The sequence below is a fragment of the Nonomuraea sp. NPDC049607 genome, assembly GCF_040675375.1.
Classification (GTDB): Bacteria; Actinomycetota; Actinomycetes; order Streptosporangiales; family Streptosporangiaceae; genus Nonomuraea.
On sequence record NZ_JBFAOV010000063.1, the window covers coordinates 1 to 16,405 of the forward strand.

Here is a 16,405-nt window from a genome sequence, read left to right on the forward strand (position 1 = left end):
AGCAGGCCGAAGACGTCGGCGGTGTCGGTCAGGTCCTCGGCGGCGGGCATGCGCTCGTGCACGGCCGCGACGCGGTCGGCGTCGACCACCTTGACGGTGCAGCCGTCCACCACCAACACATTCTCGCCTGAAGAACTGTTCATATGTGTATTCTGTCGCCTATGCGGCGAATGTCAACAAGTACGCTGCGACGACGCTGGTCAGCGTGCGTGAGGGCCACGACCCGTCGTCAACCGGACATGCCGTGCTGGGGAGCCTCCCCCTGACCGCCGAGTCGCACGCGCAAGGGCTCCGGCAACTCGGGCGAGGAGATTACCACCCCGCGCGTGCCGACCAGGTGGGTTCCGTCAGGGCATGGTCGAGCCGGTCGCGGAGGCGGCCTCCGCAGAAAATCCGGTGCTCTGCCGCAGGTGGTCTTCCTGCGGGCAGAGGGCCTTGCGTCACGTGCCTGCCGGAGAGGGCTCCGTGGGCGTCGGCCGGCCGGGTGTTCCCGTGTGGGGCCCGGGCGTCATGCCCGGCATGTGCGGCATGCAGGGCATGCTCTGTTCCCCGTACCACTGGGTCAGGTACTGCCGCATCGTGCGGACCTCCGCCCACTGGTCGTCGCGCACCTTGCGGGCGAAGGCGGCGACCTCGGTGTGCTGAGCCTCGCCGTGGTTGAGCAGCTGCTGCGACATCATGATCGCCATCATGTGGTGCGGGATCATGTGCTGCAGGAACGCCTTGTCGAGCTGATCCCCGGAAAGCCCCGACAGGTCGGGCATCGTGGTCGAGCTCGGGCTCGGCGACGGGCTCTGCGGGTACCACTGTTCCAGCCAGCCCTTCATCCGGGCGACCTCGGCGGTCTGCGTCGCGACGATCGACTGCCCGAGCTGCCGCATCTCGGGCCGGTCGGACCGCTGGAGCTGCCGGGCCGCGGTGATGGCGTCCTGGTGGTGCGGCACCATCTGCGACAGGTAGTCGTACTCGCTGGTGACGGGGTGCATTTCCCCCATGCCCATGCACGTCGGCTGCGGGCTTGGGGAGGGTGTCGGCGGTGATCCCATGGTCGCCGCGGTGGCCCCCGTACTCGCGGTCACGACGGCCAGGAATGCCCCGGTGGCCATCGCGGTCTGCACAGAGCGTCGCTTCATGCGTCCCCCTAGCGCCGATCCGACACCTACCTCCACGGTAAGCCGCCGCTCCGACCGGCCGACAGGCGGGTCCGGCCGGACGGGCGACCGGTCGCCGGCCGGCGTTCCACAGAAGAGCCGCGCCCTCCGGCCATGCGGCTCTCACTGTGCGGCTAGTTCAGCGCCCTGACCGGCTTCGACTACTTTCAGTAGGTAGTCGGCTACTCACAGCACGTGGCATCGGAAGGCAACGACTGCGTCCAACCGGATCGATCCCGCCGCGCACACCACGCACACGACCCGACGACCGCACCGACTCCGCCCGCCCACCACGCGAGGCCATTCACCCGTGCACGCCGACAAACCATCCCGGGCCGCCCGCCTGTGGTCCGCCCTGCGCCCCCGCACCCGTGGCAGCTCGCCGCGCGGGACCCGGCCGGCGCCCACGAACGCCGGCGACGCCGGCCGCTTTCCCGCCACCTCGACGGAAGGACACCTCGTGGCCGTACCCCAGAACCCCTCACCAGGCGGATGCGGGCCACGCATCGCCCTGATCAACGGCAGTTTCGAAGCCCCCGTCGTCACCAACTACGAGATACGGCCCGACGCCTCCCACAACGACCCCCGCGCGGTGCCCGGCTGGCGCACCACCGCCTCCGACGGCCAGATCGAACTCTGGCACACCGGCTTCCTGAGCGTGCCCTCCGACGACGGCCAGCAGTTCGCCGAGCTCAACGCCAACATGGTCTCCACCCTGTACCAGGACCTCCCCACCACACCCGGCACCAAGCTGTACTGGAGACTCTCCCACCGCGGCCGCCAGGGCGCCGACACCATGGCACTGCAGATCGGCCCCCCGAACGCCCCGGTGGAACAGGCCCGGATGACCGACGGCAACACCGCCTGGGGCCACTACACCGGCGAATACGTCGTCCCGCCCGGCCAGACCACCACCCGGTTCGCCTTCAAGTCCATCTCCGCCGCCGGTGGCAACCCGGCGATCGGCAACTTCCTGGACGGCATCGTCTTCGGCACCGCACCCTGCGTCGTGCTCACCAAGGCCGCCATCCCCGAGGGCGAGGTCGAGGTCGGCGACGTCATCACCTACCGGGTGAACGCCAGGAACGAAGGCGGCGCCCCGGCCGACAACCTCGTCCTGACCGACGACATCCCGGCCGGCACCAGCTACGTCCCCGGCTCCCTGCGCGTCATCGACGGCCCCGACAGCGGCGGCAAGAGCGACGCGGCCGGCGACGACCAGGCGTACGCCGACGCCGACCGCGTCGTCTTCCACCTGGGCCAGGGGGCCACCGCCCAGCAGGGCGGCCGCCTGCCCTCGACCGCGGACGCGCCCGACGGAACCACGGTGGAGTTCCGTGTCCGCGTCGAACGCGCCGGGGCCGGCCGCCAGATCGAGAACCAGGCCGGCGCCTCCTACGACAACACCCTGGGCAACGCGCCCGAGCACCTCACCTCCACCTCCAACGCCACCACCACGCCGGTGAAGCGGGTCGTCGAGCTCGCCGTCGTCAAGGCCGCCGACCGTACCGAGGCCGCCGTCGGCGAGGCGGTCACCTACCACGTGGCCGTCACCAACGAGGGGCCCAACGACGCCACCGGCGTCACGGTCGTCGACCAGCTCCCCGAAGGGCTGGCCTTCATCTCCGCCACTCCCAGCGCCGGCGGCTACGACCCGGCCACCGGCCTGTGGGACGTCGGCGCGATGGACGTCGGCACCACCCAGACCCTCACCCTGCTGGCCAAGGTCACCAAGCCCGGCCCGCTGACCAACACCGCCACCGCCACCGCCAACGAGACCGACGGCCCCGTCACCGACGAAGTCGTCGTCTGCGCCCGCCCACCGGCCCCCTGCCCGCCCCACGGCGGCGGCGGGTGCGGTTGCGGGCGAGGCTGCTGAGCCACTGAGCGCCGCCCGGTGAGCAGGCAACCGGGCGGCGACCTGACCCCGACATCGGTCATACCGGTAGATCCGCACCGTCGGCCCCGAGGGCGAGGCCCTGGGGCCAGAAGCGAAACCGAGGTGACAGGGTGCACCTGACCCTGCATGAACAAGAACGGCTGATGATCCACGTGGCCGCGGACGTGGCCCACAAGCGCAGAGGGCGAGTGAAGCTCAACTACCCGGAGGCGGTCGCCATCCTGACCTCCTGGGTTCTGGAAGAGGCGCGCGCCGGCAGGACCGTGGCGGACCTCATGGCGAAGCAGCAACCGCCGGTGCTCATGCCGCACGAGGTCATGCCAGGCGTCGCGGAGATGATCGCCGACCTCCAGATCGAGGCCACCTTCCCCGACGGCACCAAAATGGTCACCCTCCGCGAGCCGATCCCGCCGGCGACCACCCTGCCGTGCCCGGAGCCGCCGTCGTGCGAAGGCCGGCCTGAGCCGGAGCCGCCGTGTCCGCCCGTCCCGGAGCCCGCGCCGTGCCCGCCCGACCCGGAACCCCCGCCGTCCTGCGTGGCCGGGCCGGGGAGGCAGGGTCCTCCCGGCGCGATCGACTACTCCTCCCAGGGGCGGGTGAGCTTCAACGACGGCCGCCCGACCACGACCGTACGGGTCACCAACACCGACGACCGTCACATCCAGGTCGGCTCCCACTACCACTTCTACGAGGCCAACTCCCGCCTCGACATCCACCCCGACCGTGACGCCGCCTACGGCAAACGGCTGAACATCCCCGCAGGCGGCTCGGTGCGCTTCGCCCCCAACATGCCCCAGGACGTGGAACTGGTGCCCATCGAGGGCCGGCGCCACGTCGCGGGCCTGAACGGCAAGGTCGGAGGCGACCTCTGATGGCCGAACCCCTCACGCGCGAACAGTACGCCGACCGCTTCGGCCCGACGACGGGGGACTGTGTCCGCCTGGCCGACACCAACCTGTGGATCGAGATCACCGAGGACTGGGCCGGCGGCCCCGGCCGCAGCGGCAACGAGATCGTCTTCGGCGGCGGCAAGGTGGTCCGGGAGTCGATGGGGCAGTCACTCGCGCCACGCGACGGCGCGACCCCCGGCGCCCCGAGACCGCCCGACACCGTCATCACCGGCGCTCTCATCCTGGACCACTGGGGCGTGGTCAAGGCCGACGTCGCCCTTCGCGACGGCCGCATCGCCGCGCTCGGCAAGGCCTACAACGACGAGACCATGAACCGGCTGCACGACGGCCATCCCGTCGCGACCGACTTCCTGATCGGCCCCGAGACCGAGATCATCTCGGGAAACGGCAAGATCCTCACCGCGGGCGGCGTCGACACCCACGTGCACTTCATCTGCCCCGAGCAGATCCGCGAGGCGCTCGCCTCCGGCGTCACCACCCTGATCGGCGGCGGGACCGGCCCCGCCGACGGCACGACCGCCACCACCGTCACGCCCGGCGCCTGGCACCTCGACCGGCTGTTCAAGGCCCTGGACGCCTTCCCGGTCAACATCGGGCTGCTCGGCAAGGGCAGCACGATGTCCACCGAATCCCTCCACAACCAGGTCAACGCCGGCATCCTCGGCTTCAAGATCCACGAAGACTGGGGTGCCACCCCGGCGGTCCTGCGCCGCTGCCTGGAGGTGTGCCGGGCGACCGGCGTACAGCTGGCCCTGCACGCCGACACCCTGAACGAGGCCGGCACCGTCGAGGACACCATCGCGGCCATCGGCGACGAACCTCTCCACGTCTTCCACATCGAGGGCGCCGGCGGCGGCCACGCCCCCGACATGATCAGGATGGCGAGCCTGCCCAACGTGCTGCCCGCCTCCACCAACCCCACCCGCCCCTACACCCGCAACACGGTCCCGGAGCACCTGGACATGGTGCTGATCGCCCACCACCTCAACCCGCAGGTGCCCGAGGACCGGGCCTTCGCCGAGTCGCGCATCCGGCCCGCCACGATGGCCGCCGAAGACCTCCTGCACGACCTGGGCGCCATTTCGATCATGTCGTCCGACACCCAGGCGATGGGACGCGTCGGAGAGATGATCACAAGGACCTGGCAGACCGCGCACGTGATGAAACAGCGCCGCGGCCCCCTGGACGGCGACCGCGGCGGCGCCGACGAGACCGACAACCACCGCGCCCGCCGCTACGTCGCCAAATACACCATCAACCCGGCCGTCGCGCACGGCATCGACCACGAGGTCGGCTCGGTCGAAGTGGGCAAGCTGGCCGACCTGGTGCTGTGGGAGCCGAAGTTCTTCGGCGTCAGGCCGCACCGGGTGATCAAGGGCGGCCAGATCGCGTACGCGCAGGTCGGCGACGCCAACGGCGCCATCACCACCCCACAGCCGATCCTGCCCCGCCCGATGTGGGGCGCGACGGGCAGGGCCCCCGGCGCCAACTCCGTCAACTTCGTCAGCGAACAGGCGATCGCGGCCGGATTGCCTGGCCGGGTCGAGGTGGACAAGTCGTTCACGCCCATCCGCAACACCCGCAGGGTGTTCAAGCGGGACATGCTCCGAAACGACGCCACCCCCGTCATCGACGTCGACCCCAACGGCTATGAGGTGCGGATCGACGGCCGGCGCATCGACTACCACGAGCCCCCCACCGAACTGCCGATGGCGCAGCTCTACTTCCTGTTCTGACCCGTCATCTCACTGAAGGAAGGTGAGTCACGCCGATGAGCCGTGCCACGCTGCTCGTCCTGGCCGACGGCCGGTTCCCGGCCGGCGGGCACGCTCATTCCGGCGGCGCCGAGGCGGCCGTCGCGGCCGGGCGTGTGCGTGACGCGGCCGGCCTGGAGGCGTTCTGCCGAGGCCGGCTGCACACCAGCGGGCTGACCGCGGCAGGGCTCGCGGCCGCGGCCGCCGCCGGACTGGACCCGCTGCTGCTGGAGGAGGCCGCCGACGCCCGCACGCCCTCTCCGGCCCTGCGGCAGGTCGCGCGCACGCTCGGACGGCAACTGCTGCGCGCCGCCCGAGCCGTCTGGCCCTGCGCCGAGCTCGACGCGCTGGCCACTGTCCGTCCGCGCGGCGCCCATCAGCCCGTGGTGCTCGGGGTGGCCGCCCGCGCCGCCGGGCTGAGCCCGTACGACGCCGCCTGCGTGGCGGCCCAGGAGAGCGTCAGCGGCCCGGCCGCCGCGACCGTCCGCCTGCTGAGCCTGGACCCCTTCGACGCCACCGCCGTCCTGGCCCGGCTCGCCGCCGACCTCGACCACGTCGCGCGGCGGGCCGCCGAGGCGGCGGGGCGCGTCCACGCCGACGGCGTCGCGGCGCTGCCGTCCGCCTCGGCGCCGCTGCTCGACATCACCGCCGAACAGCACGTGGCCCGCCCGGCCCGCCTGTTCGCCTCCTGACACCTGTACGCCTGTCGTCCGACCACGGGAGCGCCATGCACCTCCACCACGACCACGACCTCTCCGCCCGCTCAGCCCATCACCCCGGCGGCCGCCACGGCGCGCTGCGCATCGGCCTGGGCGGCCCGGTCGGCTCCGGCAAGACCGCCACCGTCGCAGCCCTGTGCCGCGCGCTGCGCCAGGACCTGTCCATCGCGGTCGTCACCAACGACATCTACACCCGCGAGGACGCCGAGTTCCTGCTGCGCGAGGCCGTACTGCCCGCCGAGCGCATCAGGGCGGTCCAGACCGGCGCCTGCCCGCACACCGCGATCCGTGACGACATCTCCGCCAACCTCCAAGCCGTCGAGGACCTGGAGGAACTGCTCGGACCGCTCGACCTGATCCTCATCGAGTCGGGCGGCGACAACCTCACCGCGACCTTCTCCAAGGGCCTGGTCGACGCGCAGATCTTCGTCATCGACGTCGCCGGCGGCGACGACATCCCGCGCAAGGGCGGCCCCGGCCTGACCACCTCCGACCTGCTGGTCATCAACAAGACCGACCTCGCGCCGTACGTCGGCGCCGACCTGGCGGCCATGGCCCGCGACGCCGAGGCCCAGCGCGGCGAGCTGCCCGTCGCCTTCACCGCCCTGAAGACCGAGGACGGCGTCAGGCCCGTGGTGGACTGGGTCCTGCATCGCCTGGCGGCCCGAGCCCCGGGGCCCGCATGACCCTCGCACCCCATGCCGAGCCGGGTGTGTGCGGCACCGCTCGCATCACGGCGACCCGCGCGGGGGAGGGCACCGTACTGTCCGCCCTGGCCGGCGACGGCCCGTTCCACCTGCGGCGCCTCCACTCGCACGGTGACCAGGCACGGGTGTGCGTCCTCGGCGCCATGAACGCCCCTCTCGGCGGCGACCGGCTGCGCGTCGAGGCCACCGTCGAACCCGGCGCCCACCTCCACATCACCACCGCCTCGGCCGCGATCGCCCTGCGCGGCCCCACCCCCGAGCCCGCCACCTACGACGTGCACCTGACCGTGGGCGAGCACGCCGGTCTGCACTGGCTGCCCCAGCCGCTGATCTCCGCCGCCGGCAGCAACCTGCGCCAGACCTGCACCGTCGACCTGGCCGCCACCGCGCGCCTCGTCCTCCGCGAGGAGCAGGTCCTAGGGCGCTTCGGCGAGCCTCCGGGCCGGCTGGCCGTCCGCCTCGTCGTCCACCGCGACGGACACCTCCTGCTCGACCAGCAGACCGCCTACGGTCCGGACGTCCCCGGCTGGGACGGTCCGGCCGTCCTGGCCGGTCACCGCGCCGCCGGCCAGATCCTCGTCGTCGACCCCGAGCTGGAACGTCACCCGCTCCAGGCCCGGCTGTTCGGCGACGGCCCGGCAACCGGTCAGGCCGCGCTGACCCCGCTGGCCGGCCCCGCCTCCCTGATCACCGCCCTGGCCCCCGACAGCCTGCGCCTGCGCCACCTCCTGGACGCGGCCCACCCCACCGACTGACCTTCTCGCCTCTCAACCGGCGGTCGCCTTGGCGTAGTGGAACACCTCGGGAGGAAGCCGATGATCCAGACGCCAGACGAAGCGGACGGGCCGCTCACCCTCATGACTCACGTACCGCATGGGCCCCGCGTACGTGTAAGGCGGAGCCCCCAGCCCTTCGTCGCGCTTGGACTGCCTGACGAGCAGATGGACCGTGGACGCGCCCGTCACGTAGCGGCGGGCGGTGGCGGCCGACGAGCGCAGGGTGCTCTGCGACTCCCACTGGAACAGGTCCTCGCTGATCGCCCGGTCGTGGTAGAGCGTGGTGGGGGAGTAATGGTCCTCCGACTTGTCCACGGTGACGAAGAACAGATCCGCCTGGTGCGCCTGCACGTATTTGACCCCTTCCCGCATGTGCGCGGGCCGGTCGATGCCGAAGGCGGCCAGGACCTCGTTCTTGCTGTAGCGGGCGTGCACGTGCAGGGGCACGACCGGGTCGAGAGGCGGGACCACGTGACGCAGGCCGGAGCGCAGCACGTCCGCGAGCTCTGACAGTTCCGCCGCGCGGGCACCCGTGAGGCGGGCGAACCGGGCCTCCATCCCGGAGGTCGGCTCGGTGCCGCCCCACAACATCACGTCGAGCATGGCCATCAGGCGTAGCTCACGCGGTGATCGCGGAGCCCTTCCGGCCAGCACCTCGGTGAGGAAGGCGAGCCGCTCAAGGTCGTCGATGTGCAACATCCTGCCGAAGGCGCGTCCGAGCGCCGCGTCACCCGATGTGGCGCCGAAGCCGGCGGCGTGCCGCAGCGACGCCCAGCCCGGGCGGCTGCGGCGGTAGAGGTCCTCGGCGTCCAGTCCGGTCTCCTGCAGGAAGGTGGACAGGTTGACGTCTCCGAGGTCGCGGAGTTCGCGTGTCAGGTCCCGCCAGTTCAGGTTGAGCGCCTGCCGGACGTTGTCGAGAACCAGCCGGCGTACGTCGCGGTCCAGGTCGATCACGCAGCCGGCGGGCAGCGTCGGGAAGCCCTGCTCGATCTCCCGCGCGATGCCGGTACGGCTTGCGCCGGTGAGCGCCCGGTAGCGCCGGTCGAAGCGGAACTGCTTGTGCTGGTGGCCGACGAAGTCGAGCACGGTCAGGCATGGTTTGTCGTCGGCGAGCCGCAACCCGCGCCCGAGCTGCTGCAGGAAGACGGTGGCGCTGTCGGTGGGCCGCAGGAACAGCACGGTGTCGATCTCCGGGACGTCGACGCCCTCGTTGAAGAGATCGACGGTGAACACGGCGTTGATCTTTCGGTCTCTCAGGTCGCGCAGCGCCTGGTCGCGCTCGTCACGCAGGCTGTGCGCGGTGACGGCGACAGAGGGGAGCCCGGCCCGGGTGAAGCGGTCCGCCATGAAGCGGGCGTGGTCGATGCTCACGCAGAAGCCGAGGGCCCGCATCCGCCCGACGTCGCCGATCTTGCGTTGCACGGTCTCCAGGACCACGGCGGCGCGGCGGTCGTTGCCGGTGTAGACGTTGGAGAGCTGGCCGACGTCATAGCCCTGCCCCCGACGCCAGCCGATCTGACGCAGGTCGGTGCCGTCGTGGACGCCGAAATACTGGAACGGGGCCAGCAGCCCGCGCTCCAGCGCCTCCCACAGGCGCAGTTCGGCGGCTATGCGGCCGTCGAACCAGCCCTTGATGTCCTGGCCGTCGGCCCGTTCCGGCGTGGCGGTCAGGCCCAGGAGCACCTTGGGGCGCACTCCGTTGAGCAGTTTCCGGTAGGTGGCGGCCTCGGCGTGGTGGAACTCGTCCACGATCACCATGTCGTAGCGGTCCGGCCCGGGGAGCGGGTTGGCGTCCAGGGTCTGGATCGAGGCGAACACGTGCCGCCAATGCTCGGGGCGGGCGCCGTCCACGTACAGCTCGCCGAACGTCTCGTCCCGCAGCACCTGCCGGAAGGTGAGCAGGCTCTGCCGCAGGATCTCCTTGCGGTGGGCGACGAACAGCACCGACTCCGCCTGTCCGGCCGCACGCAGGCGCCGGTAGTCGAGCGCGGCGACGACGGTCTTGCCGGTGCCGGTGGCCATGACGACGAGGTTGTGCCACCGGTCGTGGATCTGTCGTTCGGCGTCGAGCTCGTCGAGGATCTCGCGCTGGTAGGAGTACGGGCGGACGTCCACGTGTGCGAAGTCGAGCATGACCGGCCGGCCACCGGCCCGCTCGGCCGACAGGGCACGGTCGAGCCGCTCGGCATCGTGCGCCGGGTCGTAGGGCTCGAACGACGGATCGCCCCAATAGTCGTCGAACGTGGCGGAGAACGTGTCGATCAGGTGCGGCTGTTCGGCCTGGGCGAGGCGGACGTTCCACTCCAGGCCGTGGCTGAGGGCGGTGCGCGACAGGTTGGAGGAGCCCACGTAGGCGGTGGACAGGCCGTTGCCCCGATGGAACAGCCACGCCTTGGCGTGCAACCTGGTCATCCGGGTGTCATAGGAGACGCGGATCTCGGCGCCCATGGCCGCCAACCGGTCCAGCGCCAGGCGGTCGGTGGCACCGATGTAGGTGGTGGTCACGACCCTCAGCCGGCCACCGCGCTGGAGGAACTCCTCGATCGCCTCCGACAGGACCCGCACGCCGTTCCACTTCACGAACGCGCACAGCAGATCGACGTGGCCGGCGGAGGCCAGCTCGCGCTTGAGCTCATGGCCGATCTCCGGCTGTCCTCGGCCGTTGACCAGCAACGCGCTTCCGGTGAGGGGAATCACCGGCCGCGCGGGAAAGCTCACGCCCCCGCCCGCGTCCCTGCCCCTGGCGATGCCCAGCAACTCATCCGCGGCCTCGACGAGTTCCTCGGGTGCGGCGGCCTCGGGCACCAGCTCACCGAGCAGGTCGGCGACCCGGTTGACGATCTCCACCTGCCGGGCCAGCCGTACCGTGTCGCTCTCACCGCGCACAGAGCGCAGCGCCCGGCGAGTGAGCGCGGCCAGGTGGCGGGCCAGCGTCTCGTGAGAGTCGGCGAGATCCAACGACCGGCGATCGATCAGCTCGTGATCGGACACCGCACGCAGCCGGGCGTCCACGTCGCGAGTGACCAGATGCTGGTAGACACCAGGCTGAAGATCGCTCATCTCGGCGACTATAGGGCGCGGCCGCCCACCGCGAAATGGTTTACGCCGAGCTCAGGAAACCTCCCCAGGAGTACGGCCCGCCCGCGACTTCGGCCCCGGCCGTCCACCATCTGCTCCAGGAGCACCGACACCGAAAGTGTCGGTGCGGCGGCGTAGTGTCACCGGCATGGCAGCCCTTGGGCGCGGCATCCGCGGCGTGAAGCCCCCGGCTCCCGCGGCATTGGGAAGATGCAGCAGCCTCGCGCATCACCGGAGATGGCCAAAGCTAACCACGGCGCTACTTTTTGTCAGACTGACAAAAACATACGGTCGGACCATGAGCGACGATCCATGGGAGCCGCCGGCCATCTTGCTCGCCGTTGACCTCGTCATCCTCACCTTGCGTGATTCGCGGCTGCACGTGCTGCTCGTCGAGCGCGGCATCGAGCCGTACAAGGGCACTCAGGCGCTGCCGGGCGGCTTTCTGCAGCACTCGCAGGAGAGCCTGTTCGCCGCCGCTCATCGGGAGCTGGCGGAGGAGGCCGACCTGGACGTCGAGACGCTCCGGCTGGAGCAGCTGGGCGTCTACGACGACCCAGGCCGTGATCCGCGAGGCCGCGTGGTGAGCGTCGCCTTCCTGGCCATCGCCCCGAGGCTGCCCGAACCGACCGCCGGCACCGACGCCGCCGACGCGGGCTGGCGACCCACCGACGTCGTGCTCTCCGGTGACCTACGGCTCGCCTTCGATCATCGCCGCATTGTCACGGACGGCGTCGAGCGCGCCCGGTCCAAGCTTGAGCACTCCGCGCTCGCCACGGCTTTCTGCGGGCCGACGTTCACGATCACCGATCTTCAGGACGTGTACGAGGCGGTGTGGGGCATGCCGCTCGACCCGCGGAACTTCTACCGAAAGATCAAGAAAACCGACGGTTTCATCATCCCGGCCGACTCGGCGCGCAAAGCCACGGCCGGACGACCGGCCCGCCTGTTCAGGGCCGGCCCTCAAGAGGTCCTCCATCCCCCGATGATCCGTCCCGTCGACTCGCCGAACGGAAAGGAGCAGGTGCTGTGAGCCCCGTCGTGATCCTCACCGCCCTAGACCTGGAATACCAGGCGATCAGAGAGAAGCTGGCCAGCCTGCGCCTGCGTCGGCACCCGCAGGGCACCCTCTTCGAGGTGGGCCGCCTGGCGGATGGACGATGCGAGGTGGCGCTGGCACAGGTCGGCAAGGGCAACCACTCCGCTGCGGTGCTGGCCGAACGGGCCATCGCCGAATTCCGTCCGGCGGCCCTCCTCTTCGTGGGCGTGGCCGGCGCGCTGCAGCCGCACATCGCTCTCGGAGACATCGTGGTGGCCACGCATGTCTACGCCTTCCACGGCGGCACCAGCGAGGACGAAGGCTTCAGGAGCCGTCCTCGCGTCTGGCCGACCTCGCATGCCGCCGAGCAGATCGCCCAGCACCTGCACCGCGGCAACTCATGGGCCAAGGGGCTCGACCCGCGCCCGAACGTGCACTTCGGGGCGATCGCCGCCGGTGAGATAGTCCTGAACTCCCGGCTTTCCGAGCACGCCCGCTGGATTCGCGACCACTACAACGACGCACGGGCGATCGAGATGGAAGGCGCCGGCGTGGCACAGGCCGGGCACCTGAACCGGGCGCTTCCCGTCGTCGTGATCCGCGGAATCAGCGACCGGGCCGACGGCACCAAGGAAGCCACCGACCGCGAGCAGTGGCAGCCGCGAGCCGCCGCCAACGCGGCCTCGTTCGCCGCGGCTCTGGCCGAGGAGTTGTTCACCGACGAACCCACGACAAGGAGCTCCCCCATGCCCGAGACGGTCAGGAACATCGCCAAGGGAAACGCGCACGTGGGCGTGCAGGCAGGCATCGTGCACGGCGGCATCCGGATCACCCCTGCGACGCCGCAGCCGGCGGACCTGCCCGAGGCGCTGGCCGGCTTCCGTACCCGTCTCTGGCAGGCGTGGGCGGACGGGCGCCTGGACGAGGCGACGTACAAGGCCGCCGAGACGGAACTGGTCACGGCCGACCAGGCCCTGGAGACGAAGACGCCAGACTGCAGGAACACGCTGACCCTGGCACTGAAGAAGCTGCGCGGGCTCGTCGGCGACGTGGCTGAGCTGGCCGCCGAGCTGACCGTCATCATCGCCTTGGTCCAGTCCCTGTCATGACAGATCCAGGGCACCGCGTCGAGAACGCGGCCACGGACTCCCACGTCGGAGTGCAGGCGGGGACAGTGCACGGCGACGTCATCTACATGACGAGCCCACAAGACCCGCCCGAGAAGAAGTTCCGGGACGGCGTCTCCTTTCTGAAAGGCCGCATGCCGGGCCCCGCTCGACGACTCATCAACGAGGCCAGGGTCGACTACGCCACCAACGAGGTCTTCTTCTACTGGTTGCTCGCCATGGTGAGCGGCCGGACGCGGCACGAGCTGACCAAGGAGGAAGCCGCCCAGCTACGTGACCGGCGCACCATCATGCGACTCTCGGGCGACGACCCGTGGCGGGACGGTGTCCGCATCATCGACCGGCTCCTGGAGTCGGCGGGAAAGGCCGAGGAGGACATCCGGATCGTCGTCAAAGACCTCGACGCGCTCCGCGAACCCCAACGCAGCCTGATCCTCGACCACTTGGAGCTGTACCTCGACGGCCCGATCGAAGACCATCTGTGGCACCTCGCGCTGACGAAGGCCAAGAACGAGCAGATGGCCCATGACCGAAAGGATCGGATCTGGAAGTTCTTCCATCCGGCGCCGAAGAAGCCCGAGCTCTGGGTCCCGAAGCCCCCCGACACACCGGTCGCTACTCGGGCTCAGGCCCTGACCGCGACAGTTCTGCACGTCATGGCGGCCGCGTACCTCGGCTATCTGATCCTGCAGAGCGGTCGCGTCCTTCTGATGCTCGCCTACGTGCTGGGCATCGGAGGCGCCTACGTCAGTGCGCCGAACGTCGCCGACTGGCGCTTCCGTGTCGTACGCCGTCGCGCCAAAGACTGGGAGTACCTGGGGCCCAAGAGCGAAGTCAACCCCGGCAGCTTCGCGAAGAAGGCCGAGAACCGCATCGACCACTACTTCGCCAGATACCTACCGCCGGGCGTCGACCGTGACAACTGGATGGCCCACACGGCAGGAATCCGCCGTGGCCTGCGCGATGAGATCGCGGCGGTCTACGGAGGAAGGGGGATCGGGGTTGAGCGCCTCGCCTGGCTGATCCGGCACCGGGCGACGCAGGCCAACGCCCGCCATAGAAGAGGCACGCTGCGGAGCTACCGGGAGGAACTCGCCACCCCCGGACGAACGAAGGCTCTGGCGATACTCGGACTCCTCACCCTCGCAGGTGGAGGCGGCTGGGCCGCGGTCAACGCCGTACCGGTCGAGCCCCTGCCGGCAATCGGCACGATCTTGCTTTTGCTGGTCTCCGGGTGGATCGGTTCCCGTGCGTGGCTCCACATCATCCTTGAGCGCCGCCGCCACGCCGCCGACGAGCTCGAAAGCGACGAGACCTACAAGGACGACCTGGCTGCACTGGACCGGTGGCGCGCGAGGATGGCGGACAAACCCCGCGACGAGGAGATGGCCGGCTGGCTGGACTGCGACCGTAAGGCGCTCCTCGACGAGGCGTTGCGGCACTACAGGCTGACCATGAGCCACGTCATCGCGCACGCCTTCATCGAGGCTCCCGCTCGGTCGAGCGCACACGCCCGCCTACAAGGCGGCCCATGGCGCTACAAGAAGTACCAGCTCCTGGTCTTCCTCATCACTCAGGAAGGCGTCCGCCAGGTCACCGTCAAGCTCGACTTCATGAACGGCACCTTCCACGACCGGCAGCGGCTCAACTACCGCTTCGAAACGGTCGCCGCCGTACGGGTCAGTCAGTCGGACAACGACGAACGCGTCTTCCAGCTCTCACTGGTCAACGGTGAGGAGATCAGCGTCGAGGTGAGCTCGGGGATGGAAGAGCTGCAACAGGGAGAGGTTCCCGGAGCGGTGTCCAAGGTGTCGTTGGACGCCGCCGGCCTTCCCCACACGCTCCACGTCCTGGAAGGAATCGCCGCCGAGGGGAAGAGGTGGGTCGAACAGCAAGAGCTACGCACGGGAAACCTCACGGCCGCCTTGAATGACGCCGAATAGGCTTTCGCCGAGGGCCTCCTTGGCGCGCGGATCCTGATCAAGTGTCCCCGTAGGCTCTGATCATGGTCGAGAAGGTTGAGGAGATCGTCGCGCTCTTATCGGATCTGAACGATGTGAACGGCGTGCGCGACATGGCCGAGCAGCGTCTGGCGGAAGGTGATGCCGCGTTCGTCGCGGATCTCGGGGTCGCGTTGTTCAGGACGTACGGGGCGGCGCAGCGGCCGATCTGGCAGTACAGGAGTGTCTTCGACTCAGTGTTTCGCCTGCTGACCGTCGCCGCCGACGCAGAGCATCTCGGACATGCCCTGCGTCTCATCGGGACCGTCGCTTCCGGTGACCGCAAGATGGCGCGCTATGCCGCGTCGCTCCTGGCCTCAAGCCGGCCGGCGAGCGATCTGACGCGCGCCTTCGCTGGAGGCCAGGTGCACGCCGGAGGGCTGGAAGAGCTCCGTGCCTGTCTCGTACACGAGCTGGTGCTGCGCGGAGAAGCCGTCGGTGACCTGCAGGGGATCGCGCAATGGGCGACATCTCGGCACCGGGGGCACCACCCCCTGAGCTGGTTGCCGCTGCACCGCTCCTCGATCGAGCAGAGTCCCGATCTCCCCAGCTACAGCGTCCACGGTTCCAGCTATTCCCTACCGTTCGGGCCCTTTGACACCGGAGCCGGTCCCGCTCCCGCGGGGGACGGCGAAACCGCTTCGGCGGTGGAGACCACCACGCCATCGGCGGCGGCAGAGATGGCGAGAGCCGTCGCGAACTGGGCCGAGGAATCCAACGGCCGGATCGAGGCACGCACGTTCGCGCTCAGCGCTGCCGGCGGGTCGATCGCGAAACTTCTCTCCGTGCTGGACTTGGACTGCCTTGCCCCGGAGGGGCAGCGGTCGGCGCCATCGGCCTTCGCCTGCGCTCCCCCGCAGGTCTGGCAGGTGCTCTTCGCCGCAGCTTCCACCGGAGGCGCCTACAACAACGGTCTCCACGGTGCATATGGGCGCCTGGAGGCGTGGAAATCGATGGCGGGACTCTCCGGAGCACCGCAGACCGCTACCTTCGCCGACGTTGAGCGTCACATCCATGACCACCGGTGGTTCACGTTCTCCGCAACGACGAAGTGGTTCGAGCAGGTCGCCTGGGACATCGCCGTCGCGGCCCTGTCACCTGACGGCCGAAGCCTCGCCGTCCTGGCGGCGACCGACACCGACTGAGGGATCGAGCGGTTGCCAGAACGCTGCGCCGCCGGTGCGTAGCCTCTCCGCGACGGCGCCTTCGACAGCGACCACCTCTCCATGCAGGGATGGCACCA

General features: G+C 70.1%; 12 protein-coding genes. 10 read left to right on the top strand and 2 right to left on the bottom strand.

Annotated features, from left to right (window positions below):
- Positions 1 to 440: 440 nt before the first annotated feature.
- On the bottom strand, positions 441 to 1,133 hold the full coding sequence (locus tag AB0J97_RS49305) for a DUF305 domain-containing protein (protein WP_364103710.1): 693 nt from the start codon (positions 1,131 to 1,133) through the stop codon (positions 441 to 443).
- Positions 1,134 to 1,611: 478 nt separating this feature from the next.
- Between AB0J97_RS49305 and AB0J97_RS49310 the strand changes: the two genes are divergently transcribed.
- The 6 genes from AB0J97_RS49310 to AB0J97_RS49335 all read left to right on the top strand — a co-directional run bounded on the left by AB0J97_RS49310 (position 1,612) and on the right by AB0J97_RS49335 (position 7,897).
- Entirely contained in the window at positions 1,612 to 3,030 is a 1,419-nt protein-coding gene (locus AB0J97_RS49310; protein WP_364103713.1) for a hypothetical protein, read from the top strand.
- A gap of 131 nt (positions 3,031 to 3,161) precedes the next feature.
- Positions 3,162 to 3,923: an urease subunit gamma gene (locus tag AB0J97_RS49315; RefSeq protein WP_364103716.1), complete on the top strand. Its 762-nt coding sequence runs from the start codon at positions 3,162 to 3,164 to the stop codon at positions 3,921 to 3,923.
- A complete protein-coding gene (locus AB0J97_RS49320; protein WP_364103719.1) occupies positions 3,923 to 5,698 on the top strand; it encodes an urease subunit alpha in 1,776 nt (591 codons plus the stop codon). The genes AB0J97_RS49315 and AB0J97_RS49320 overlap by 1 nt, the downstream gene beginning before the upstream one ends.
- 35 nt (positions 5,699 to 5,733) lie before the next feature.
- Positions 5,734 to 6,408, top strand: a complete 675-nt coding sequence (locus AB0J97_RS49325; RefSeq protein WP_364103722.1) for an urease accessory UreF family protein — start codon at positions 5,734 to 5,736, stop codon at positions 6,406 to 6,408.
- Between the two features lie 35 nt (positions 6,409 to 6,443).
- Positions 6,444 to 7,121, top strand: coding sequence for an urease accessory protein UreG (gene ureG, locus AB0J97_RS49330; protein WP_364103725.1), 678 nt, complete (start codon positions 6,444 to 6,446; stop codon positions 7,119 to 7,121).
- A complete protein-coding gene (locus AB0J97_RS49335; RefSeq protein ID WP_364103728.1) occupies positions 7,118 to 7,897 on the top strand; it encodes an urease accessory protein UreD in 780 nt (259 codons plus the stop codon). The genes ureG and AB0J97_RS49335 overlap by 4 nt, the downstream gene beginning before the upstream one ends.
- Positions 7,898 to 7,909: 12 nt before the next feature.
- Here AB0J97_RS49335 and AB0J97_RS49340 read toward each other — a convergent pair whose 3' ends face one another.
- Positions 7,910 to 10,978: a DUF3427 domain-containing protein gene (locus AB0J97_RS49340; protein ID WP_364103731.1), complete on the bottom strand. Its 3,069-nt coding sequence runs from the start codon at positions 10,976 to 10,978 to the stop codon at positions 7,910 to 7,912.
- A 166-nt stretch (positions 10,979 to 11,144) separates the two neighbouring features.
- Here AB0J97_RS49340 and AB0J97_RS49345 point away from each other — a divergent pair, with 166 nt between their 5' ends.
- The 4 genes from AB0J97_RS49345 (at position 11,145) to AB0J97_RS49360 (ending at position 16,307) form a co-directional block, all read left to right on the top strand.
- Positions 11,145 to 12,029 carry an NUDIX domain-containing protein gene (locus AB0J97_RS49345; protein WP_364103734.1) on the top strand — a complete coding sequence of 295 codons (885 nt, stop codon included), beginning with the start codon at positions 11,145 to 11,147 and terminating at the stop codon, positions 12,027 to 12,029.
- Positions 12,026 to 13,144: a 5'-methylthioadenosine/S-adenosylhomocysteine nucleosidase gene (locus tag AB0J97_RS49350; protein WP_364103737.1), complete on the top strand. Its 1,119-nt coding sequence runs from the start codon at positions 12,026 to 12,028 to the stop codon at positions 13,142 to 13,144. The genes AB0J97_RS49345 and AB0J97_RS49350 overlap by 4 nt, the downstream gene beginning before the upstream one ends.
- Positions 13,141 to 15,105, top strand: a complete 1,965-nt coding sequence (locus tag AB0J97_RS49355; protein ID WP_364103740.1) for a hypothetical protein — start codon at positions 13,141 to 13,143, stop codon at positions 15,103 to 15,105. Before AB0J97_RS49350 ends, AB0J97_RS49355 begins: the two co-directional genes overlap by 4 nt.
- A gap of 62 nt (positions 15,106 to 15,167) precedes the next feature.
- Positions 15,168 to 16,307: a DUF6183 family protein gene (locus AB0J97_RS49360; protein ID WP_364103743.1), complete on the top strand. Its 1,140-nt coding sequence runs from the start codon at positions 15,168 to 15,170 to the stop codon at positions 16,305 to 16,307.
- The last annotated feature ends 98 nt before the right edge of the window (positions 16,308 to 16,405 follow it).